Annotated in this window: 18 protein-coding genes; 3 read left to right on the top strand and 15 right to left on the bottom strand. The window is 69.5% G+C overall.

Annotated features, from left to right (window positions below):
* From SK224_RS07790 to SK224_RS07745, 10 genes are all read right to left on the bottom strand, one after another.
* Window positions 1–588, bottom strand: a complete 588-nt coding sequence (locus SK224_RS07790) for a DUF3060 domain-containing protein (protein ID WP_320434160.1) — start codon at window positions 586–588, stop codon at window positions 1–3.
* 31 nt (window positions 589–619) lie between these two features.
* Window positions 620–1,522, bottom strand: a complete 903-nt coding sequence (locus tag SK224_RS07785; protein ID WP_320434159.1) for a tyrosine recombinase XerC — start codon at window positions 1,520–1,522, stop codon at window positions 620–622.
* A gap of 16 nt (window positions 1,523–1,538) precedes the next feature.
* On the bottom strand, window positions 1,539–2,699 hold the full coding sequence (gene dprA / locus SK224_RS07780) for a DNA-processing protein DprA (protein WP_320434158.1): 1,161 nt from the start codon (window positions 2,697–2,699) through the stop codon (window positions 1,539–1,541).
* On the bottom strand, window positions 2,696–4,222 hold the full coding sequence (locus SK224_RS07775) for a YifB family Mg chelatase-like AAA ATPase (protein WP_320434157.1): 1,527 nt from the start codon (window positions 4,220–4,222) through the stop codon (window positions 2,696–2,698). Before SK224_RS07775 ends, dprA begins: the two co-directional genes overlap by 4 nt.
* The gene (locus tag SK224_RS07770) at window positions 4,219–4,581 is read right to left on the bottom strand and encodes a YraN family protein (RefSeq protein WP_320434156.1); all 363 of its coding nucleotides are present in this window, start codon (window positions 4,579–4,581) and stop codon (window positions 4,219–4,221) included. The genes SK224_RS07775 and SK224_RS07770 overlap by 4 nt, the downstream gene beginning before the upstream one ends.
* A gap of 92 nt (window positions 4,582–4,673) precedes the next feature.
* Window positions 4,674–4,997: a DUF2469 family protein gene (locus SK224_RS07765; protein ID WP_137417143.1), complete on the bottom strand. Its 324-nt coding sequence runs from the start codon at window positions 4,995–4,997 to the stop codon at window positions 4,674–4,676.
* 41 nt (window positions 4,998–5,038) lie between these two features.
* Window positions 5,039–5,698 (bottom strand): ribonuclease HII, encoded by a 660-nt coding sequence (locus SK224_RS07760; protein WP_320434155.1) that lies wholly within the window; start codon window positions 5,696–5,698, stop codon window positions 5,039–5,041.
* Entirely contained in the window at window positions 5,695–6,453 is a 759-nt protein-coding gene (lepB, locus tag SK224_RS07755; protein ID WP_320434154.1) for a signal peptidase I, read from the bottom strand. The genes SK224_RS07760 and lepB overlap by 4 nt, the downstream gene beginning before the upstream one ends.
* Before the next feature lie 118 nt (window positions 6,454–6,571).
* Entirely contained in the window at window positions 6,572–6,919 is a 348-nt protein-coding gene (gene rplS, locus SK224_RS07750; protein WP_137417146.1) for a 50S ribosomal protein L19, read from the bottom strand.
* 164 nt (window positions 6,920–7,083) lie between these two features.
* Window positions 7,084–7,581 (bottom strand): MFS transporter permease, encoded by a 498-nt coding sequence (locus SK224_RS07745; RefSeq protein ID WP_320434153.1) that lies wholly within the window; start codon window positions 7,579–7,581, stop codon window positions 7,084–7,086.
* A gap of 137 nt (window positions 7,582–7,718) precedes the next feature.
* Here SK224_RS07745 and map point away from each other — a divergent pair, with 137 nt between their 5' ends.
* On the top strand, window positions 7,719–8,501 hold the full coding sequence (map, locus tag SK224_RS07740; protein WP_320434152.1) for a type I methionyl aminopeptidase: 783 nt from the start codon (window positions 7,719–7,721) through the stop codon (window positions 8,499–8,501).
* A gap of 7 nt (window positions 8,502–8,508) precedes the next feature.
* Here map and trmD read toward each other — a convergent pair whose 3' ends face one another.
* Genes trmD through rpsP form a run of 4 tightly spaced genes read right to left on the bottom strand, consistent with a single transcriptional unit; the run spans window position 8,509 to window position 10,487 of the window.
* Complete coding sequence (gene trmD / locus SK224_RS07735) at window positions 8,509–9,198, bottom strand: tRNA (guanosine(37)-N1)-methyltransferase TrmD (RefSeq protein ID WP_320434151.1); 690 nt, start codon at window positions 9,196–9,198, stop codon at window positions 8,509–8,511.
* Between the two features lies 1 nt (window position 9,199).
* Window positions 9,200–9,829 (bottom strand): ribosome maturation factor RimM, encoded by a 630-nt coding sequence (gene rimM, locus SK224_RS07730; protein WP_320434150.1) that lies wholly within the window; start codon window positions 9,827–9,829, stop codon window positions 9,200–9,202.
* Window positions 9,829–10,059, bottom strand: coding sequence for an RNA-binding protein (locus tag SK224_RS07725; protein ID WP_137417151.1), 231 nt, complete (start codon window positions 10,057–10,059; stop codon window positions 9,829–9,831). The genes rimM and SK224_RS07725 overlap by 1 nt, the downstream gene beginning before the upstream one ends.
* 5 nt (window positions 10,060–10,064) lie before the next feature.
* Window positions 10,065–10,487 carry a 30S ribosomal protein S16 gene (gene rpsP / locus SK224_RS07720; protein WP_234075304.1) on the bottom strand — a complete coding sequence of 141 codons (423 nt, stop codon included), beginning with the start codon at window positions 10,485–10,487 and terminating at the stop codon, window positions 10,065–10,067.
* Between the two features lie 181 nt (window positions 10,488–10,668).
* Here rpsP and SK224_RS07715 point away from each other — a divergent pair, with 181 nt between their 5' ends.
* Together SK224_RS07715 and SK224_RS07710 are read left to right on the top strand one after the other, a co-directional pair.
* Entirely contained in the window at window positions 10,669–11,829 is a 1,161-nt protein-coding gene (locus SK224_RS07715; protein ID WP_320434149.1) for a glutamate--cysteine ligase, read from the top strand.
* A gap of 41 nt (window positions 11,830–11,870) precedes the next feature.
* Window positions 11,871–12,602 (top strand): SGNH/GDSL hydrolase family protein, encoded by a 732-nt coding sequence (locus SK224_RS07710; RefSeq protein ID WP_320434148.1) that lies wholly within the window; start codon window positions 11,871–11,873, stop codon window positions 12,600–12,602.
* A gap of 7 nt (window positions 12,603–12,609) precedes the next feature.
* Here SK224_RS07710 and ffh read toward each other — a convergent pair whose 3' ends face one another.
* Window positions 12,610–14,148 carry a signal recognition particle protein gene (ffh, locus tag SK224_RS07705; protein WP_320434147.1) on the bottom strand — a complete coding sequence of 513 codons (1,539 nt, stop codon included), beginning with the start codon at window positions 14,146–14,148 and terminating at the stop codon, window positions 12,610–12,612.
* Between the last annotated feature and the right edge of the window lie 10 nt (window positions 14,149–14,158).

The raw sequence follows: 14,158 nt of genomic DNA, 5'->3' as shown, positions 1-14,158 counted from the left end.
TCAGCGACCGGTGACGGTGTTGCGTTGACCGTTGTCGGTCACCGCGCCCTGACTGTCCGCGCGCACCGTGTTGTCGTTTCCGGACACGGTCAGCGCCGTGAAGCCCGCCGCGCTCACGGAGTTGCGATCGCCGTTCAGCGCCACCGTCGAGAGCATCGCTACGTCGACGGTGTTGTCCTGTCCTCCCACTGAGAGCATCGAGATGTCCGCCGCGCGCAGGTCGTTCCGGTCCCCCGAGAGCTGAACGGAGCCCAGCGTCGCCTGTGTCGCGTCGACGCGCAGGCCCGTGCCGCCGATCATCACGCTCGAGCAATCCCCGGTGAGAACGAAGGCCTGATCCGCTCCTGAGACCTCCGTCGTCCCGCCGCTGCACACGAGCGTGCCCTCCGCAGCGGGCGGCGCCGAGGTCGCGGAGGGCACGGGAGTCGCCGGGCCGGTGGGGACGGGTGTGGCGGGCGATGTCTGCGGAGCCTTACTCGGCGGGTCCGGCAAGACGGTCTGACGCGGACCCGCGACGCCGCCGCATCCGGTCAGCACTGCCGCGGCCGCGACGAGGATCGCGATGTGGCCCAGTCGGCGCGTTGTCATGTCTTCACGGTACGCGGCGCGGCGGTCGACGTCATGCCCGTGGGTGGGCTTGTCGGTAGGTCGCCGCGAGCCGCTCGTGCGAGACGTGCGTGTAAATCTGCGTGGTGCCGAGGTTGGCGTGCCCGAGCATCTCCTGCACGGCGCGCAGGTCCGCGCCGCCGTCGAGCAGATGCGTCGCGGCAGAGTGACGCAGGGCATGGGGTCCGGCGGATCGACCGATGACGGGGCCCACCGTGCGGGCGACCAGGTCGTACACGCTCCGTGGCCCCAACGCGCCCCCTCGGACCCCGAGGAACAGAGCGTCCGACGGGCGCTCACCGGCGCGGGCTGCGAGGACGGGTCGCGCGCGGACCAGATACGCGCTGACAGCTTCGTCGGCGGGCGCACCGTACGGAACAACACGTTCCTTGCTGCCCTTTCCCGTGACCCGGACGGTGCGGCGCTCGCGGTCGAGGTCTCGGCTCCGCAGAGCGCACAGTTCCGACACCCGCAGAGCCGCGCCGTAGAGCAGCTCCAGCACGGCGCGGTCCCGAAGCACCACGGGGTCGCCGTCCGCGCTGTCGCGGGCCAGGTCGCCCAGCAGCTCGCGCAGAGCGGGGGCGCTCGCGACCGCGGGGAGCGTGCGACCGCGCTTGGGCGCGATGAGTCGAAGGCTCGGGTCGGTCGGGATGATCCCCTGCTCCCGCGCCCATCCGAAGAAACCGCGGGCGGATGCGGTGCGCCGCGCGATCGTCGCGCGGCTGTCGCCGCGGTTCGTCGCCTTCCAGAGCCACTCGCGCAGCTCCTCCAGGTCGGCGTCGGCCACCTGTTCGACACCGGAGAGCGCCACGAAGTCGCGCAGGTCGGACCCGTATGCGCGCACCGTGGCCGGCGAGAGGCGACGCACGTCGGCGAGGTGGTCGCACCACGCCTCGATCGCACTCGCCAGCATCATGCAGCCAGCATGCCAGTCACCGCCCTGCAGAGCGTCGCCACCCGCCGTCATCCCCCACGACGGAGCCCTCCATGAGCAGGATCCCCAGGATGGCCTCGACCTCTGCGACGGCCAGCCCCGACCGCGCCGCCAGCTCCGCCGCCTCCCGTCCGATCCGGGCGCTCAGCGCATCGCGCACCCTCGTGCGCTCGTCGGTCCACGCACCGGCGACGGCGAGAGGCTGGGCCGTGCCGAGTCCGGCGAGCTCCCGCGCCTCGGCGGCGTCGGTGATGCACACGGCGTCATACTCACGCAGAAGTCGGTGACATCCGAGCGACGCGGGACTCGTGACCGGTCCGGGCACGGCACCCAAGGGACGCCCGAGCGATGCCGCGTGTCCGGCGGTGTTGAGGGAGCCGCTGCGCGCACCCGCCTCGACGACGACCGTCGCGCGCGAGAGGGCGGCGATGACGCGATTGCGGGCGAGGAATCGCCACTTGGTCGGCGCACCGCCGCATGGGACTTCTGCGACCACCGCCCCGGCATCGGCGATGCGTCCGAGCATCTCTTCGTGCCCGGCCGGATAGGCCCGATCGCACCCGCCCGCGAGCACGGCGACGGTCGCGCCCTGGCGACTGGCGAGCGCGCCGCGGTGCGCTGCTCCGTCGATCCCGTAGGCGGCGCCCGACACGACCGAGATCCCCGCGCCGGCGAGGCCAGCCGCGAGCTCACCCGCCACGTGCTCGCCGTAGGGGGTTGCCGCCCGTGCGCCGACGAGCGCGACGGACGGTGCACCGAGCGCACGTGGGTCGCCCCGCACCCACAGCGCGAGCGGGGCGTGATCAGCCAGGTCGTCGACCGACTGGGGCCACTCCGGATCCGAGGGAACCAGGATCGCCACCCGCCCCCGCCGCGCACGTTTCAGGGCGTCGGTCACGAGGTCGTCGTGGAGGCGCGGGAGCCATCGTGCGGAGGCGTCCGCGGCGGCACGGGGCTCGGCACCCGTGACCCGTGCGATCTCCGCAGGGTACGCGGCGATGCGCAGCGCCGCCGGAGCGGGAACAGCCGCCAGCAGAGCCCCCGCGACCGCGTCGCCAGGCTCCGCGATGCCGCTCCAGAACACCCGGGCCGCCCGCTCCGGCGTCGCCCGCTCCCCCAGCAACGGCAGCATCCGCTCGATGACGGCGTCGACGTTCATGCGGCGATCCCCCGCTTCATGAAGAGCGCCCGGCCGATGTCCTCCTGGGTCGGAACGGAACGCTGCGCGAGATCGGCCAACGTCCATGCCAAGCGCAGGACCCGGTCGTACCCGCGTAGGGTCAGCTGGCCCCTCTCGAGTGCCGCGTCGAGCGGGGCCCGCACAGACGCGGGCGGCGCCGAGGGCCCTTCGCGCAACCAACGGCCCGGAACATCGACATTCCTTCGCCACGGCGTTGTCGCCAATCGTTCCGCAGTACGCGCACGCGCATCCGCCACCCGTCTCGCCGCGTCCGCTGTCGAGACGCGCCCGACCGCGGCATCCATGCCCACGGCGACGACACGACGCATCGGGAGATCGATGTCCACACGATCGAGGAGCGGACCGGACAGCCGACCCAGATAGCGGCGGATCGCGGAGGGCGGGCACTCGCACGTCGCTCCCCGCACCCCGTAGTTGCCGCACGGACAGGGATTGGTGGCGAGAACGAGCTGGAATCGCGCGGGATAACGCACGCTGACCCCGGAGCGGTGGATGTGGATGTCGCCCCGTTCGAGCGGCTGCCGCAGGGCATCGAGGACACTCGCGGGGAACTCCCCCGCCTCGTCGAGGAACAGCACGCCCTCGCTGGCGCGGGCGATCGCGCCGGGGCGGATGACACGGGATCCGCCTCCGACGAGCGCTGCGACGCTGGCCGTATGGTGCGGCGCCTCCAGCGGCGGGATGCGGGTGAGCGAGGTCACGGCCTCGCCCGACAGCGAGCGGATCGATGCCACGGCGAGAGCCGCCTCGCGATCGAGCGGGGGCAGGATGCCCGGCAGCCGCCGCGCGAGCATCGTCTTGCCCGCCCCGGGCGGCCCGCTCATCAGCAGGTGATGGCCGCCCGCCGCGGCGACAACGAGCGCCTCCACCGCCTCACGCTGACCGATGACGTCCGACAGATCCAGCCGTTCATGCTCCTCTTCCGCTGCCGCAGCGCGCATCGGTGCGGGAACGTCGGGAACGACGACATCCGCACCGTGCCGAGCGGCGACCTCCGCCAGCGTGGCGGCCGGCAGCACCTCGATGCCCGTCACGAGCTGGGCCTCCTCGCCGTTCGCTGCGGGCACGATGATCCGGCGGCGTCCGGCACGAGCCGCGGCCACCACGGCGGGCAGCACACCCGCCACGGGTCGCAACCGTCCGTCCAGCCCCAGCTCGCCGAGATGCACCGTGCCGGCGACCGAGGCCGCGTCCATCCCACCGTCCGCGGTGAGCGCGGCGATCGCGATCGCGACATCGAAGCCGGACCCGTGCTTGGGCAGGCTCGCCGGTGAGAGGTTGACCGTGAGACGGCGTCGGGGCAACGGGAGCCCGGAGTTCGCACACGCGTTGTGCACGCGCTGCACCGCCTCGCCGAGCGCCCGATCGCCGAGTCCGATGATGCGGAACTCGGGGGTCTGCTGACTGATATCGGCTTCGACCTCGACGAGCGCACCCTCGAGCCCGTTCAGCGCGATCGACCACGTGCGCGCGACGGTCATCGTACGTCTCGCAGATGCTCGACGTCCCCGGTACCGGCATCCATCCCCAGCACGGACACGGCGTCGATACGCACCGCACGGCCTCGAGCCTCGTCGGGATGCGCGATGCACCAGGCCACCGCGAGTCGCCACAGCCTGGCACGCTTGCGCGCGTCGATGGCCTCGAAAGGATGCCCGAAACGCTCGCTGGTGCGCGTCTTGACCTCGACGACGACGATCTCGCCGGCTTCCCGCGCGACGATGTCGATCTCGCCCAGAGGACACCGCCAGTTGCGGTCGAGAATCCGGTATCCGCGCTCGATCAGGAAGGATGCGGCACGGTTCTCACCGTCTCGACCCAGGTCGTCTTTCGCTGCCATCGACCCAGCGTGTCGACCCGGCGGAGCCGACGCTCAGGCCGGATCGCGCATCGGGGAGAACCCGCCGCTTCCCGCGGGGTGAGGAGAGATGCTCAGTTGTCGAGCGAGAGCTCCTCGGGAAGCTGGAAGTCGCGGCGCGAGAGCTCCTCGACGTTGACATCCTTGAACGTCAGCACGCGCACGGCCTTCACGAAGCGGTCGGCGCGGTAGATGTCCCACACCCACACGTCGGTCATCGAGATCTCGAAGTAGAAATCGTGCTCGGTGTCGCGGCGCACGACGTTGACGTCGTTGGCGAGGTAGAAGCGGCGTTCGGTCTCGATCACGTACTGGAACTGTGAGACGACGTCGCGGTACTCCCGGTAGAGAGCGAGCTCGAGTTCGCGGTCGTAGTCTTCGAAGACATCGTCATCCATGGTGCGTCCATTCTACGGCTGCGGTCCGGGTCGGCGCGGTCTCAGAAGAGTGTGGGCGCTGCGGCGATCTGCCACGAGGCGCGATGATGCGCGTGAAGCCCGTGCGCGGCGATGGCGGCACGGTGCTCAGGACTCGCATAGCCCTTGTTGCGCTCCCACAGGTACGCGGGCGCATCCGGATGCAGCGCGACCATGTGCGCGTCACGCGCGACCTTGGCGACGACGGATGCGGCCGCGGCGCTCGCACAGTCGCGGTCGCCCTTGATGACGGTGCGCACCTCGTACGGCGTCGCGCCGGCCGGCGAGATGTAGTCGTGATTCCCGTCGAGCAGCACGACCGCACCCGTCATCTCCACGCCCTGCGAGCGAAGGCCGTCGAGAGCGCGGTGTGCGGCGAGGCCGAGCGCCCGCGTGATGCCCACGGCGTCGATCTCTGCAGCTGTCGCCCACCCCAGGGAGCTCGCGTCGACCCACGCCTCGGCGGCGCGGGCCACATCCGCCCTGCGCGCCTCCGGAATGAGCTTGGAGTCGCGCAGCCCCTCGGGAATCCGGACGCGGCGGGTGCGCGGCGCCATGACGGTCGCACCGATCACCACGGGGCCGGCGAGAGCGCCGCGCCCCACCTCGTCGCACGCCACGACGACGCGCTGCTCTGCCCACAGGCGCCGTTCCAGGCGCAGCGTCGGTTGAACCGGGCTCACTGGCCCGCAGACTTCGGCACGTCGGCGAACACCTCGTGATGGAAGTCGATGCCGCCGAAGCGGTCGAACGGCCAGGTGATCAGGAAGGCGCGTCCGACGACGTTGTCGAGGGGCACGAAGCCGCGCCCGGGCTGATCCTGGTTGTACCGCGAGTCCTTGGACCGGTAGCGGTTGTCCCCCAGCACCCAGAGCGATCCCTCCGGCACCGTGATATCGAAGTCGAGCGACGATGCGGGGGCGCCGGGATCGGGCAGCAGGAGATACGAGGATTCGTCGATCGGCGCACCGTTGACCGTGATCTGGCCCAGGTCGTTGCAGCACACGACATGATCGCCGGGCAAGCCGATGATGCGCTTGATGAGATGGTCGTCGCTGTCGGGCGCCGCGAGCCCGACGAGCGAGAGCACCCATTCGATGCCGTCGACGATCGGCCCCTGGCTGGGCGCGGACACTGACGAGCCGAGCCAGCCGCCCGGGTCGCGGAAGACAACGACGTCACCGCGCTCGTACCCCCCGAAACGCGGCGTCAGCTCGTCGACGAGAATCCGATCCTGCTCGATCAGCGTGTTCTCCATCGACGCTGACGGGATGTAGAACGAGCGCACCAGGAACGTCTTGACGAGAAAGGACACGAGCAGCGCGATCAGGATGATGACCAGCACATCGCGGAGGAAGATCAGTGCGCCACGTCGCCGGCGGGGCCGGGATCGGCGCGGCAGCGATGCGTCGTCGACGGAGGGGTTGTCGGTGCTCATGCAGTTCCTCGAGATACAGGCGGCACGAGCCGCACTCTAGCGTCGCACATCGGGGCGCCGCCGCGGACACGACGAAGCCCCGACGCCGGAGCGGTCGGGGCTTCGTGAAAGAACGCGATCAGCGGTCGCGCTTCTCCTTGATCTTCGCCTTCTTGCCACGGAGGTTGCGGAGGTAGTACAGCTTGGCGCGGCGCACGTCGCCGCGCGTCACGACCTCGATCTTGTCGATGATCGGCGAGTGCACCGGGAAGATGCGCTCGACGCCGACCTGGAAGCTGATCTTGCGGACGTTGAAGGTCTCGCGCACCCCGTCACCCTGGCGGCCGATGACGACGCCCTGGAAGACCTGGATGCGGGAGCGGTTGCCCTCGGTGATGTTGACGTGCACCTTGACGGTGTCGCCGGGACCGAAGTCGGGGATGTCGGAGCGGAGCGAAGCCGCATCGACGGCGTCGAGGATCTGCATGAGGGATCTCTTCCTGCAACCGCCACAGGTCGGCTGCGAAACGTGTTCTTATGAAAGTTGAAGCGGTGCCCGCACCGCGCGGGATGCGCGGCTGTCTCCCCTGAGGCAGAGACCGGTCAGGGCACAAACAACCATTCTGCCATGCGCCGACCCTGGCGCCAACTTCAGGCGTCGCGGTGAAGCGTTTCCTCGACGACGATGACCTCGTGCGCCGGCGCGGGCGCAGCTCGGTTCGGCTTCGTCGGCGGGATGTAGGCGGTGCCGTCGCTCGCATGGAGCACGACCGCACGCGGGCGCGCCTCGCGCCAGAGCTGCCAGAGCTGCAGCCAGATGTTCGCCACCCCCACGAGGATCGTCAACACCATGACCGGTGCCCACCACTGCTGCACGAAGAGGCCGAGCGCGATCGTCAACGCATGCCAGAGGCCGTAACCGGCCACATCCCACCACGAGAGTGCGCGCTCAGCGCGGGCTGTGGGTCGCAGACGGGTCAACAACGTCAGCAGGAGCTGTCCGAAGAACACCGAGGGGATGGCGATGAACAACACCCACAGCAAGGCCCAACCGCCCGCGCCCGTGACCGTCCAGCCGACGAAGAGCCAGAGCGGCAGCAGAAAGGCGGACGGCAGAAGCCAGTGGAAGCCGGCACGACGAAGCCACATGTGTGCATCGTACGCGGCTACCCGGTGCGAGCGCCGCCCGCGATCGACACTCGGGGCGGACGCCCAGCGGGACCGGAAGGTCGCGTCCGCGACACGCGTGGCGGCCGGGAGAGAATGGAGGGGAACGAAGGAGCACCATGATCGAACTGCGCACGCCGGCTGAGATCGAGCAGATGAGACCGGCCGGACGTTTCGTCGCTGAAGTGCTGGCGACGCTGCGGGACGACACCAAGGTCGGCACGAACCTGCTGACGCTCGATCGCAAGGCGCACGAGATGATCCGCAAGGCGGGCGCCGAGTCCTGCTACATCGACTACCACCCGTCCTTCGGTGCCAGCCCGTTCGGCAAGGTGATCTGCACCTCCGTCAACGATGCCGTCCTGCACGGACTCCCCTTCGATTACACACTGCGCGACGGGGACCTCGTCTCGCTCGACTTCGCGGCCTCCGTCGACGGCTGGGTCGCGGACTCCGCCGTCTCCTTCGTGGTCGGAACGCCGCGCGACGAGGATCTCCGTCTGATCGAGACCACGCGCGTGGCCTTGGATGCGGCGATCCGGGTGGCGACGGTCGGCAACCGCGTCGGCGACGTCTCCGCCGCGATCGCAGCTGTCTCCCACAGCGCGGGATACTCCATCAACACGGATTTCGGCGGCCACGGCGTGGGCCGCGTGATGCACGGCGACCCGCACGTCCCGAATGACGGCAAGCCCGGCCGCGGCTATCCGCTGCGCGAAGGTCTCGTGGTCGCGCTCGAACCGTGGCTGCTGGAGACGACGGATCGCCTGGTGACCGACCCGGACGGCTGGACGTTGCGCAGTGCAGACGGCTCCCGCGGGGCGCACAGCGAGCACACCGTGGCAGTCACAGCCGACGGTCCTATCGTCTTGACCGACCGCGGCTTCCTCGGCGTCGACTGATCCAGACTCAGTCCGTGAGCAGGTCGGGGCGACGCTCACGCGTGCGTTCGACCTGCTGCTCGCGACGCCACTCGGCCACGCGGCCGTGATGTCCGCTCAGCAGTACGTCCGGGACGACGAGGCCGCGCCATTCGGAGGGCTTCGTGTACGAGGGGTACTCCAGCAGCCCGTCCTCGTGAGACTCTTCGACGAGGCTCTCGGGGTTTCCGACGACGCCGGGCACGAGACGTCCGACAGCCTCGACCATCGCCATCGCCGCAACCTCGCCGCCGTTGAGCACGTAGTCGCCGAGACTGGCGAGTCGCACATGGCCGAGGGTGGCCGCGTAAGTGAAGACACGTTCGTCGATGCCCTCGTACCGGCCGCAACCGAAGACGAGGTGGTCCAGGCCGCTCCATTCACGAGCCGTCGACTGCACGAACCGCTCGCCCGCCGGCGACGGGAAGATGAACGTCGGCGCGGACGTCGCCTCCTGCGCGATCGCATCGAGCGCGCGACCCCAGGGCTCAGGCTTCATGACCATGCCCGCTCCCCCGCCGTAGGGGGTGTCATCGACCGTCCGATGCCGGTCGGTCGTGAAATCGCGGAGGTTGTGGACGCGGACATCCAGGAGCCCGTTACCACGGGCTTTACCGAGCAGAGAGACCTCGAGAACGTCGAAGAACTCGGGGAAGATCGTGATGACGTCGATACGCACGTCAGTCCTCGCGGGTCTCGGCCGTTTCGTCGTCGCCGGTGGGGCCGTCGTCGGCGGGAAGCTCCTCGAAGAGCCCGGCGGGCGGCGTCACGACGACGCGCCCTGCGGCGGGGTCGACCTCGGGGACGATCGCCTTGACGAAGGGCACCAGCACTTCGCTGTCACCCACGGCGACCGCGAGCAGGTCCTGGGCGGGAAGGTGGTCGACTCGGACGACTCGCCCCACGACGACACCGTCGCGAACGACGTCCAGGCCGACGAGCTGATGATCGAACCAGGCATCCTCTTCGTCAGGAGTGCTCTGCTCGTCCTGGTCGATCCAGAGGATGGCGCGCACGAGGGATTCGGCCGCGTCGCGGTCGTCGACGCCTTCGAGGAACGCAACGGGGTGCGTGTTCATCCAGCGGAACTCGCGCACGGTCACGGTCTTGCCGAACCACGGCGACGAGTCGGGGACCTGGAGGGTGAACTCCGCGCCGGGGACGAACCGTCCGTCGGGGTCGTCCGTGTACAGCTCGAGCTTCAGAGCACCCTTCAGGCCATGGGCCTTGACGAGGCGGCCGACACGAAGCTGGGTCTTGCCGGGGCGCGGCGCGGACGCGCGTGCTCCATCGGCGGATGCGGAGGCCATCAGTCGTCGGCGACGTCGACGCGCACGCGGCTGCCGTCGGCGAGGGCGGTGACCACGGTCCGCAGAGATTTGGCGGTGCGACCGCCGCGCCCGATCACGCGACCCCGGTCATCGGGGTGGACGTGCACCTCGAGCACATCGCCTCGCGGCGACGTGGACGAGACGATGCGCACGGCGTCGGGGTTGTCGACGATCCCCTTGACGACGTGTTCGAGCGCGGCAGCCAGCACGATGATTACGCCTCGGTGCTCTCAGCAGCCTCGTCGGCGGCCTCGGCCTCGACGGGAGCGGGCTCCTCGGCCTTCTTCTCGGCCTTGGGCTTGATGACCGACTTCTTGGCCGCGTCGACCTCGAAGGGAGCCTTGCCCTCGGCGTACTTGACGGTGCTCACGGCGTCCTTGTCGCCCTTGAAGCGACCCCAGTCGCCCGTGAGCTTGAGGATGGCGAGCACCTGCTCGGTCGGCTGGGCGCCGACACCGAGCCAGTACTGGGCCCGCTCGGAGTCGACTTTGATGACCGAGGGCTCCTCGGTCGGGTGGTACTGACCGATCTCCTCGATCACGCGACCGTCGCGCTTGGTGCGCGAGTCGGCGACGACGATGCGGTAGTAGGGCGCACGGATCTTTCCGAGACGCTTGAGACGGATCTTGACAGCCACGATTCTCCTGAATGTGTGGAAGGTGGTCGAACTGGTCGCCTGGAGCGTGGGGTGCACACCCGGCGGAAGCTCTGTGGTTCGGACCCGGCCGGATAGAGGGTCGGGCGGGGTCCAGCTGTCTATTTTGCCAGATGATGACGCGGCTCGCGAACCAGCGCGTGCCGCGTGTCAGACTGAGCCGGTGACCGTCCCCTTCGCCCCGTCGCGCCGCTCGACCGTCGGCCTCGAGTGGGAGCTGATGCTCGCCGACGAGCGCACGGGTGATCTGGTCTCCCGCGGGCCCGAGATCATCGACGAGCTCGAGGAGTCGGTCGCCCCCGAACGGTTCCAGGTGACCGGCGAGCTCCTCACGAACACGATCGAGGTCACCAGCGGCGTCGGTGACACGGTGGAGGCTGCCGTCGACGACATCGCGGATGCCATCGCGGCCGTGCGGACCGCGACGGATCCGCGCGGCGTCGAGCTGCTCTGCGCAGGGAGCCACCCCTTCGCGCAGTGGTACGACCAGGAGGTCACCGACAAGACCCGCTACCACTCCCTCATCGAACGCACCCAATGGTGGGGGCGCAACATGATGATCTGGGGCATCCACGTGCACGTCGGCGTCGACGACGTCACGAAGGTCTTCCCCATCATCAACGCCCTGTCCACCTACCTCCCCCACCTGCAGGCACTCTCCGCATCCAGTCCGTTCTGGGCGGGCGAGCGCACCGGTTATGCCTCCAACCGCGCCCTCGTCTTCCAGCAGCTGCCGACGGCGGGGCTGCCGTGGGGGTTCAGCGACTGGGCGGAGTACGAGTCGTACCTCGACGACATGGTGCGCACCGAGGTGATGGCGGATGCCACCGAGGTGCGTTGGGACATCCGACCCGCCCCACGGTGGGGCACGATCGAGGTGCGCGCGTGTGACGGGATGTCGACCCTGCCCGAGCTCGCCGCGGTCGCCGCCCTCACCCAGACTCTCGTCGAAGACTTCTCCCGCCGGCTCGACGCCGGCGAGGAGCTGCCCACACTGCAGCCATGGTTCGTGCGCGAGAACAAGTGGCGCGCTGCGCGGTACGGAATGGACGCGCGGGTCATCGTCGATCGCGACGGACGCCAGGAACCCGTCGTCGAGCATCTCGAGGCCACACTCGAGCGCGTCGGCGACATCGCCGTCGAGCTCAAGTGCGCCCAGGAGTTGGAGGGCGTGCGCACCACGCTCGTGCAAGGAGCCAGCTACGCGCGTCAGCTCGCGGTCGCGGACGCGTCCGGCGGCGACCTGCGCCAGGTGGTGCAGCATCTCATCCGCGAGTTCCGCGCCGGCCCCGAGCGCCGCGCGCCGCTGGCCGCCCGTGGCTGAATCTGTACCGCACTCATAACATCGCTGCCTACCGTAGGCACGTGATCGCCCGCCGCCACCACCGGCTCCGCGCAACCGCCTTGGCCGTTGTCGGTGCGGCCGCGCTGACGATGGCCGGGTGCGCCGCCGCGCCCGGCCACCGGTCGAACAGCGCTGCGCATCCGGCATCGCCTGCTCCGTCGCCCGCACCGACGCGCACGCCGACCGTCGCGTCCGATGCCGTCATCGTGACAATCGGCGACTCGATCATGTCGGGATACGGGCTCGACCCCGACGAGGCGTGGCCCGTGCTGCTGGGCGAGCAGACGCACCTCGACATCGTGAACCTGTCGTGCGGGGGCGCGGGCTTCGTCGTCGACGGCGACTGCGGCACGAACTTCTCTGCGCTCGCACAGGAGGCCATCGACCTCAAACCCGCGATGGTCATCCTGCAGTCGTCGGACAACGACGCGGATGAGGACGTCGATGACATCGACTCTGCAACGCGCGCGACAGTCGAGCAGCTGCGCGAGGCACTCCCCTCGACGCAGATCATCGGCCTGAGCACGCTGTGGAACCAGCCGTGGGAGGCCCCGGAGTCGATCACGTGGAGCTCCGACGCCCTCCGCTCGGCCGTCGAGGCCGCCGACGGGACATTCGTCTGGCTGGGGCAGCCGCTGCAAGAGAACCCCGAACTGCTGCAGTGGGACAGCGAGCATCCGACCGCGGAAGGGCAGGAATACCTCGCTCGGCACGTGCGCGCCGTGCTCGCGCACGCGGGAATCGTGCTCTGAGACGGGCTCAGCCGCGGCCGAGGAGTTTCTGAAGCTCGGCGAGATCGGCCTCGCTCGGTGCCTTGCCGCCGCCGAGACCGAAGCCCGACCCGGTGGGCTCTGCAGCCGGCAGCCCCGCGTTCTCGGCGGCGCGCTTGGCGGGGTTGCCCGAGCGCGAGCCCTTCGCCTTCTGCTGCTTGCCGCGCTTCGCTGATGCACCCGGCCGGCCCATCGATCCGACACCGGGCATGCTGGGCACACCGCCACGCGCGACCGTCTTCATCATCTTCGCGGCCTGGTCGAAGCGCTGCACGAGCTGGTTCACGTCGGTGACCGTCATGCCCGATCCACGCGCGATGCGCAGGCGCCGCGAGCCGTTGAGAAGCTTGGGATTGCGACGCTCGCCCGGGGTCATCGAGCGGATGATGGCCTCGGTGCGATCGATCTCTCGCTCGTCGAAGTTGTCGAGCTGCTGCTTCATCTGGCCCATGCCCGGGAGCATCCCGAGCATCTTCTTCATCGAGCCCATCTTCTTCATCTGCTGCAGCTGTTCGAGGAAGTCCTCGAGGGTGAACTGCTCCTTCGCCAGCTTCTCGGCGACCTTCATCGCCTCGGCTTCATCGAAGGTCTGCTGCGCCTGCTCGATCAGGGTGAGGATGTCGCCGAGATCGAGGATGCGGCTCGCCATGCGGTCCGGATGGAAGGGCTCGAGATCCTCGAGGCCCTCGCCGGTGGAGGCGTAGATGATGGGGCGGCCCGTGACCGAGGCCACGGACAGAGCAGCACCGCCGCGGGCGTCGCCATCGAGCTTGGAGAGGACGACCCCGGTGAAGTCCACGCCCTCCTGGAAGGCGGTCGCCGTGTTGACCGCATCCTGGCCGATCATCGCGTCGATGACGAAGAGCACCTCGTCGGGCTCGGTCGCCGTCCGGATGTCGGCGGCCTGCTTCATGAGCTCCGCGTCGACGCCCAGGCGTCCGGCGGTGTCGATGATGACCGTGTCGTGCTGGTGCCGGCGCGCGTACTCGACGCCGTCACGTGCGACACGAACGGGGTCGCCGACGCCGTTGCCCGGCTCGGGGGCGTAGATCGCTGCTCCCGCGCGCTCGGCGACGACCTGCAGCTGGTTCACGGCGTTGGGGCGCTGGAGGTCGGCGGCGATGAGGAGCGGCGTGTGGCCGTCCTTCTCGAGCAGGCGCGCCAGCTTGCCCGCGAAGGTCGTCTTTCCGGAGCCCTGTAGACCCGCGAGCATGATGACGGTGGGCGGCGTCTTGGCGAACTGCAGACGACGCTGCTCGCCGCCCAGGATCGCGACGAGTTCCTCGTTGACGATCTGCACGACCTGCTGTGCGGGGTTCAGAGCGCGATTGACCTCGTCGCCGAGCGCCCGCTCACGCACCTTGCCGGTGAACTCCTTCACCACCACCAGCGCGACGTCGGCGTCGAGCAGGGCGCGACGGATCTCGCGCACCGTCCCGTCGACGTCGGCGGGGCTGAGCTTTCCCTTCGTACGCAGATTGCGGAAGGTCTCAGTGAGCCGGTCGGAGAGGGTGCCGAAAGTCGCCATGATGCGTCGA

The sequence above is a fragment of the Microbacterium sp. BG28 genome (genome assembly GCF_034044005.1).
GTDB lineage: Bacteria > Actinomycetota > Actinomycetes > Actinomycetales > Microbacteriaceae > Microbacterium.
Note: the sequence above shows the minus strand (reverse complement) of the source record. Positions and strands in the feature narration are given on the sequence as shown.

What these genes read in the sequence shown, in the direction of transcription:
- SK224_RS07745 (WP_320434153.1), bottom strand. Translation starts at nt 7,581, where the DNA reads ATGTGGCTTCGTCGTGCCGGCTTCCACTGGCTTCTGCCGTCCGCCTTT.
- lepB (WP_320434154.1), bottom strand. Translation starts at nt 6,453, where the DNA reads ATGAGCACCGACAACCCCTCCGTCGACGACGCATCGCTGCCGCGCCGA.
- SK224_RS07790 (WP_320434160.1), bottom strand. Translation starts at nt 588, where the DNA reads ATGACAACGCGCCGACTGGGCCACATCGCGATCCTCGTCGCGGCCGCG.
- rimM (WP_320434150.1), bottom strand. Translation starts at nt 9,829, where the DNA reads ATGGCCTCCGCATCCGCCGATGGAGCACGCGCGTCCGCGCCGCGCCCC.
- SK224_RS07775 (WP_320434157.1), bottom strand. Translation starts at nt 4,222, where the DNA reads ATGACCGTCGCGCGCACGTGGTCGATCGCGCTGAACGGGCTCGAGGGT.
- rplS (WP_137417146.1), bottom strand. Translation starts at nt 6,919, where the DNA reads ATGCAGATCCTCGACGCCGTCGATGCGGCTTCGCTCCGCTCCGACATC.
- SK224_RS07765 (WP_137417143.1), bottom strand. Translation starts at nt 4,997, where the DNA reads ATGGATGACGATGTCTTCGAAGACTACGACCGCGAACTCGAGCTCGCT.
- SK224_RS07770 (WP_320434156.1), bottom strand. Translation starts at nt 4,581, where the DNA reads ATGGCAGCGAAAGACGACCTGGGTCGAGACGGTGAGAACCGTGCCGCA.
- map (WP_320434152.1), top strand. Translation starts at nt 7,719, where the DNA reads ATGATCGAACTGCGCACGCCGGCTGAGATCGAGCAGATGAGACCGGCC.
- ffh (WP_320434147.1), bottom strand. Translation starts at nt 14,148, where the DNA reads ATGGCGACTTTCGGCACCCTCTCCGACCGGCTCACTGAGACCTTCCGC.
- SK224_RS07785 (WP_320434159.1), bottom strand. Translation starts at nt 1,522, where the DNA reads ATGATGCTGGCGAGTGCGATCGAGGCGTGGTGCGACCACCTCGCCGAC.
- dprA (WP_320434158.1), bottom strand. Translation starts at nt 2,699, where the DNA reads ATGAACGTCGACGCCGTCATCGAGCGGATGCTGCCGTTGCTGGGGGAG.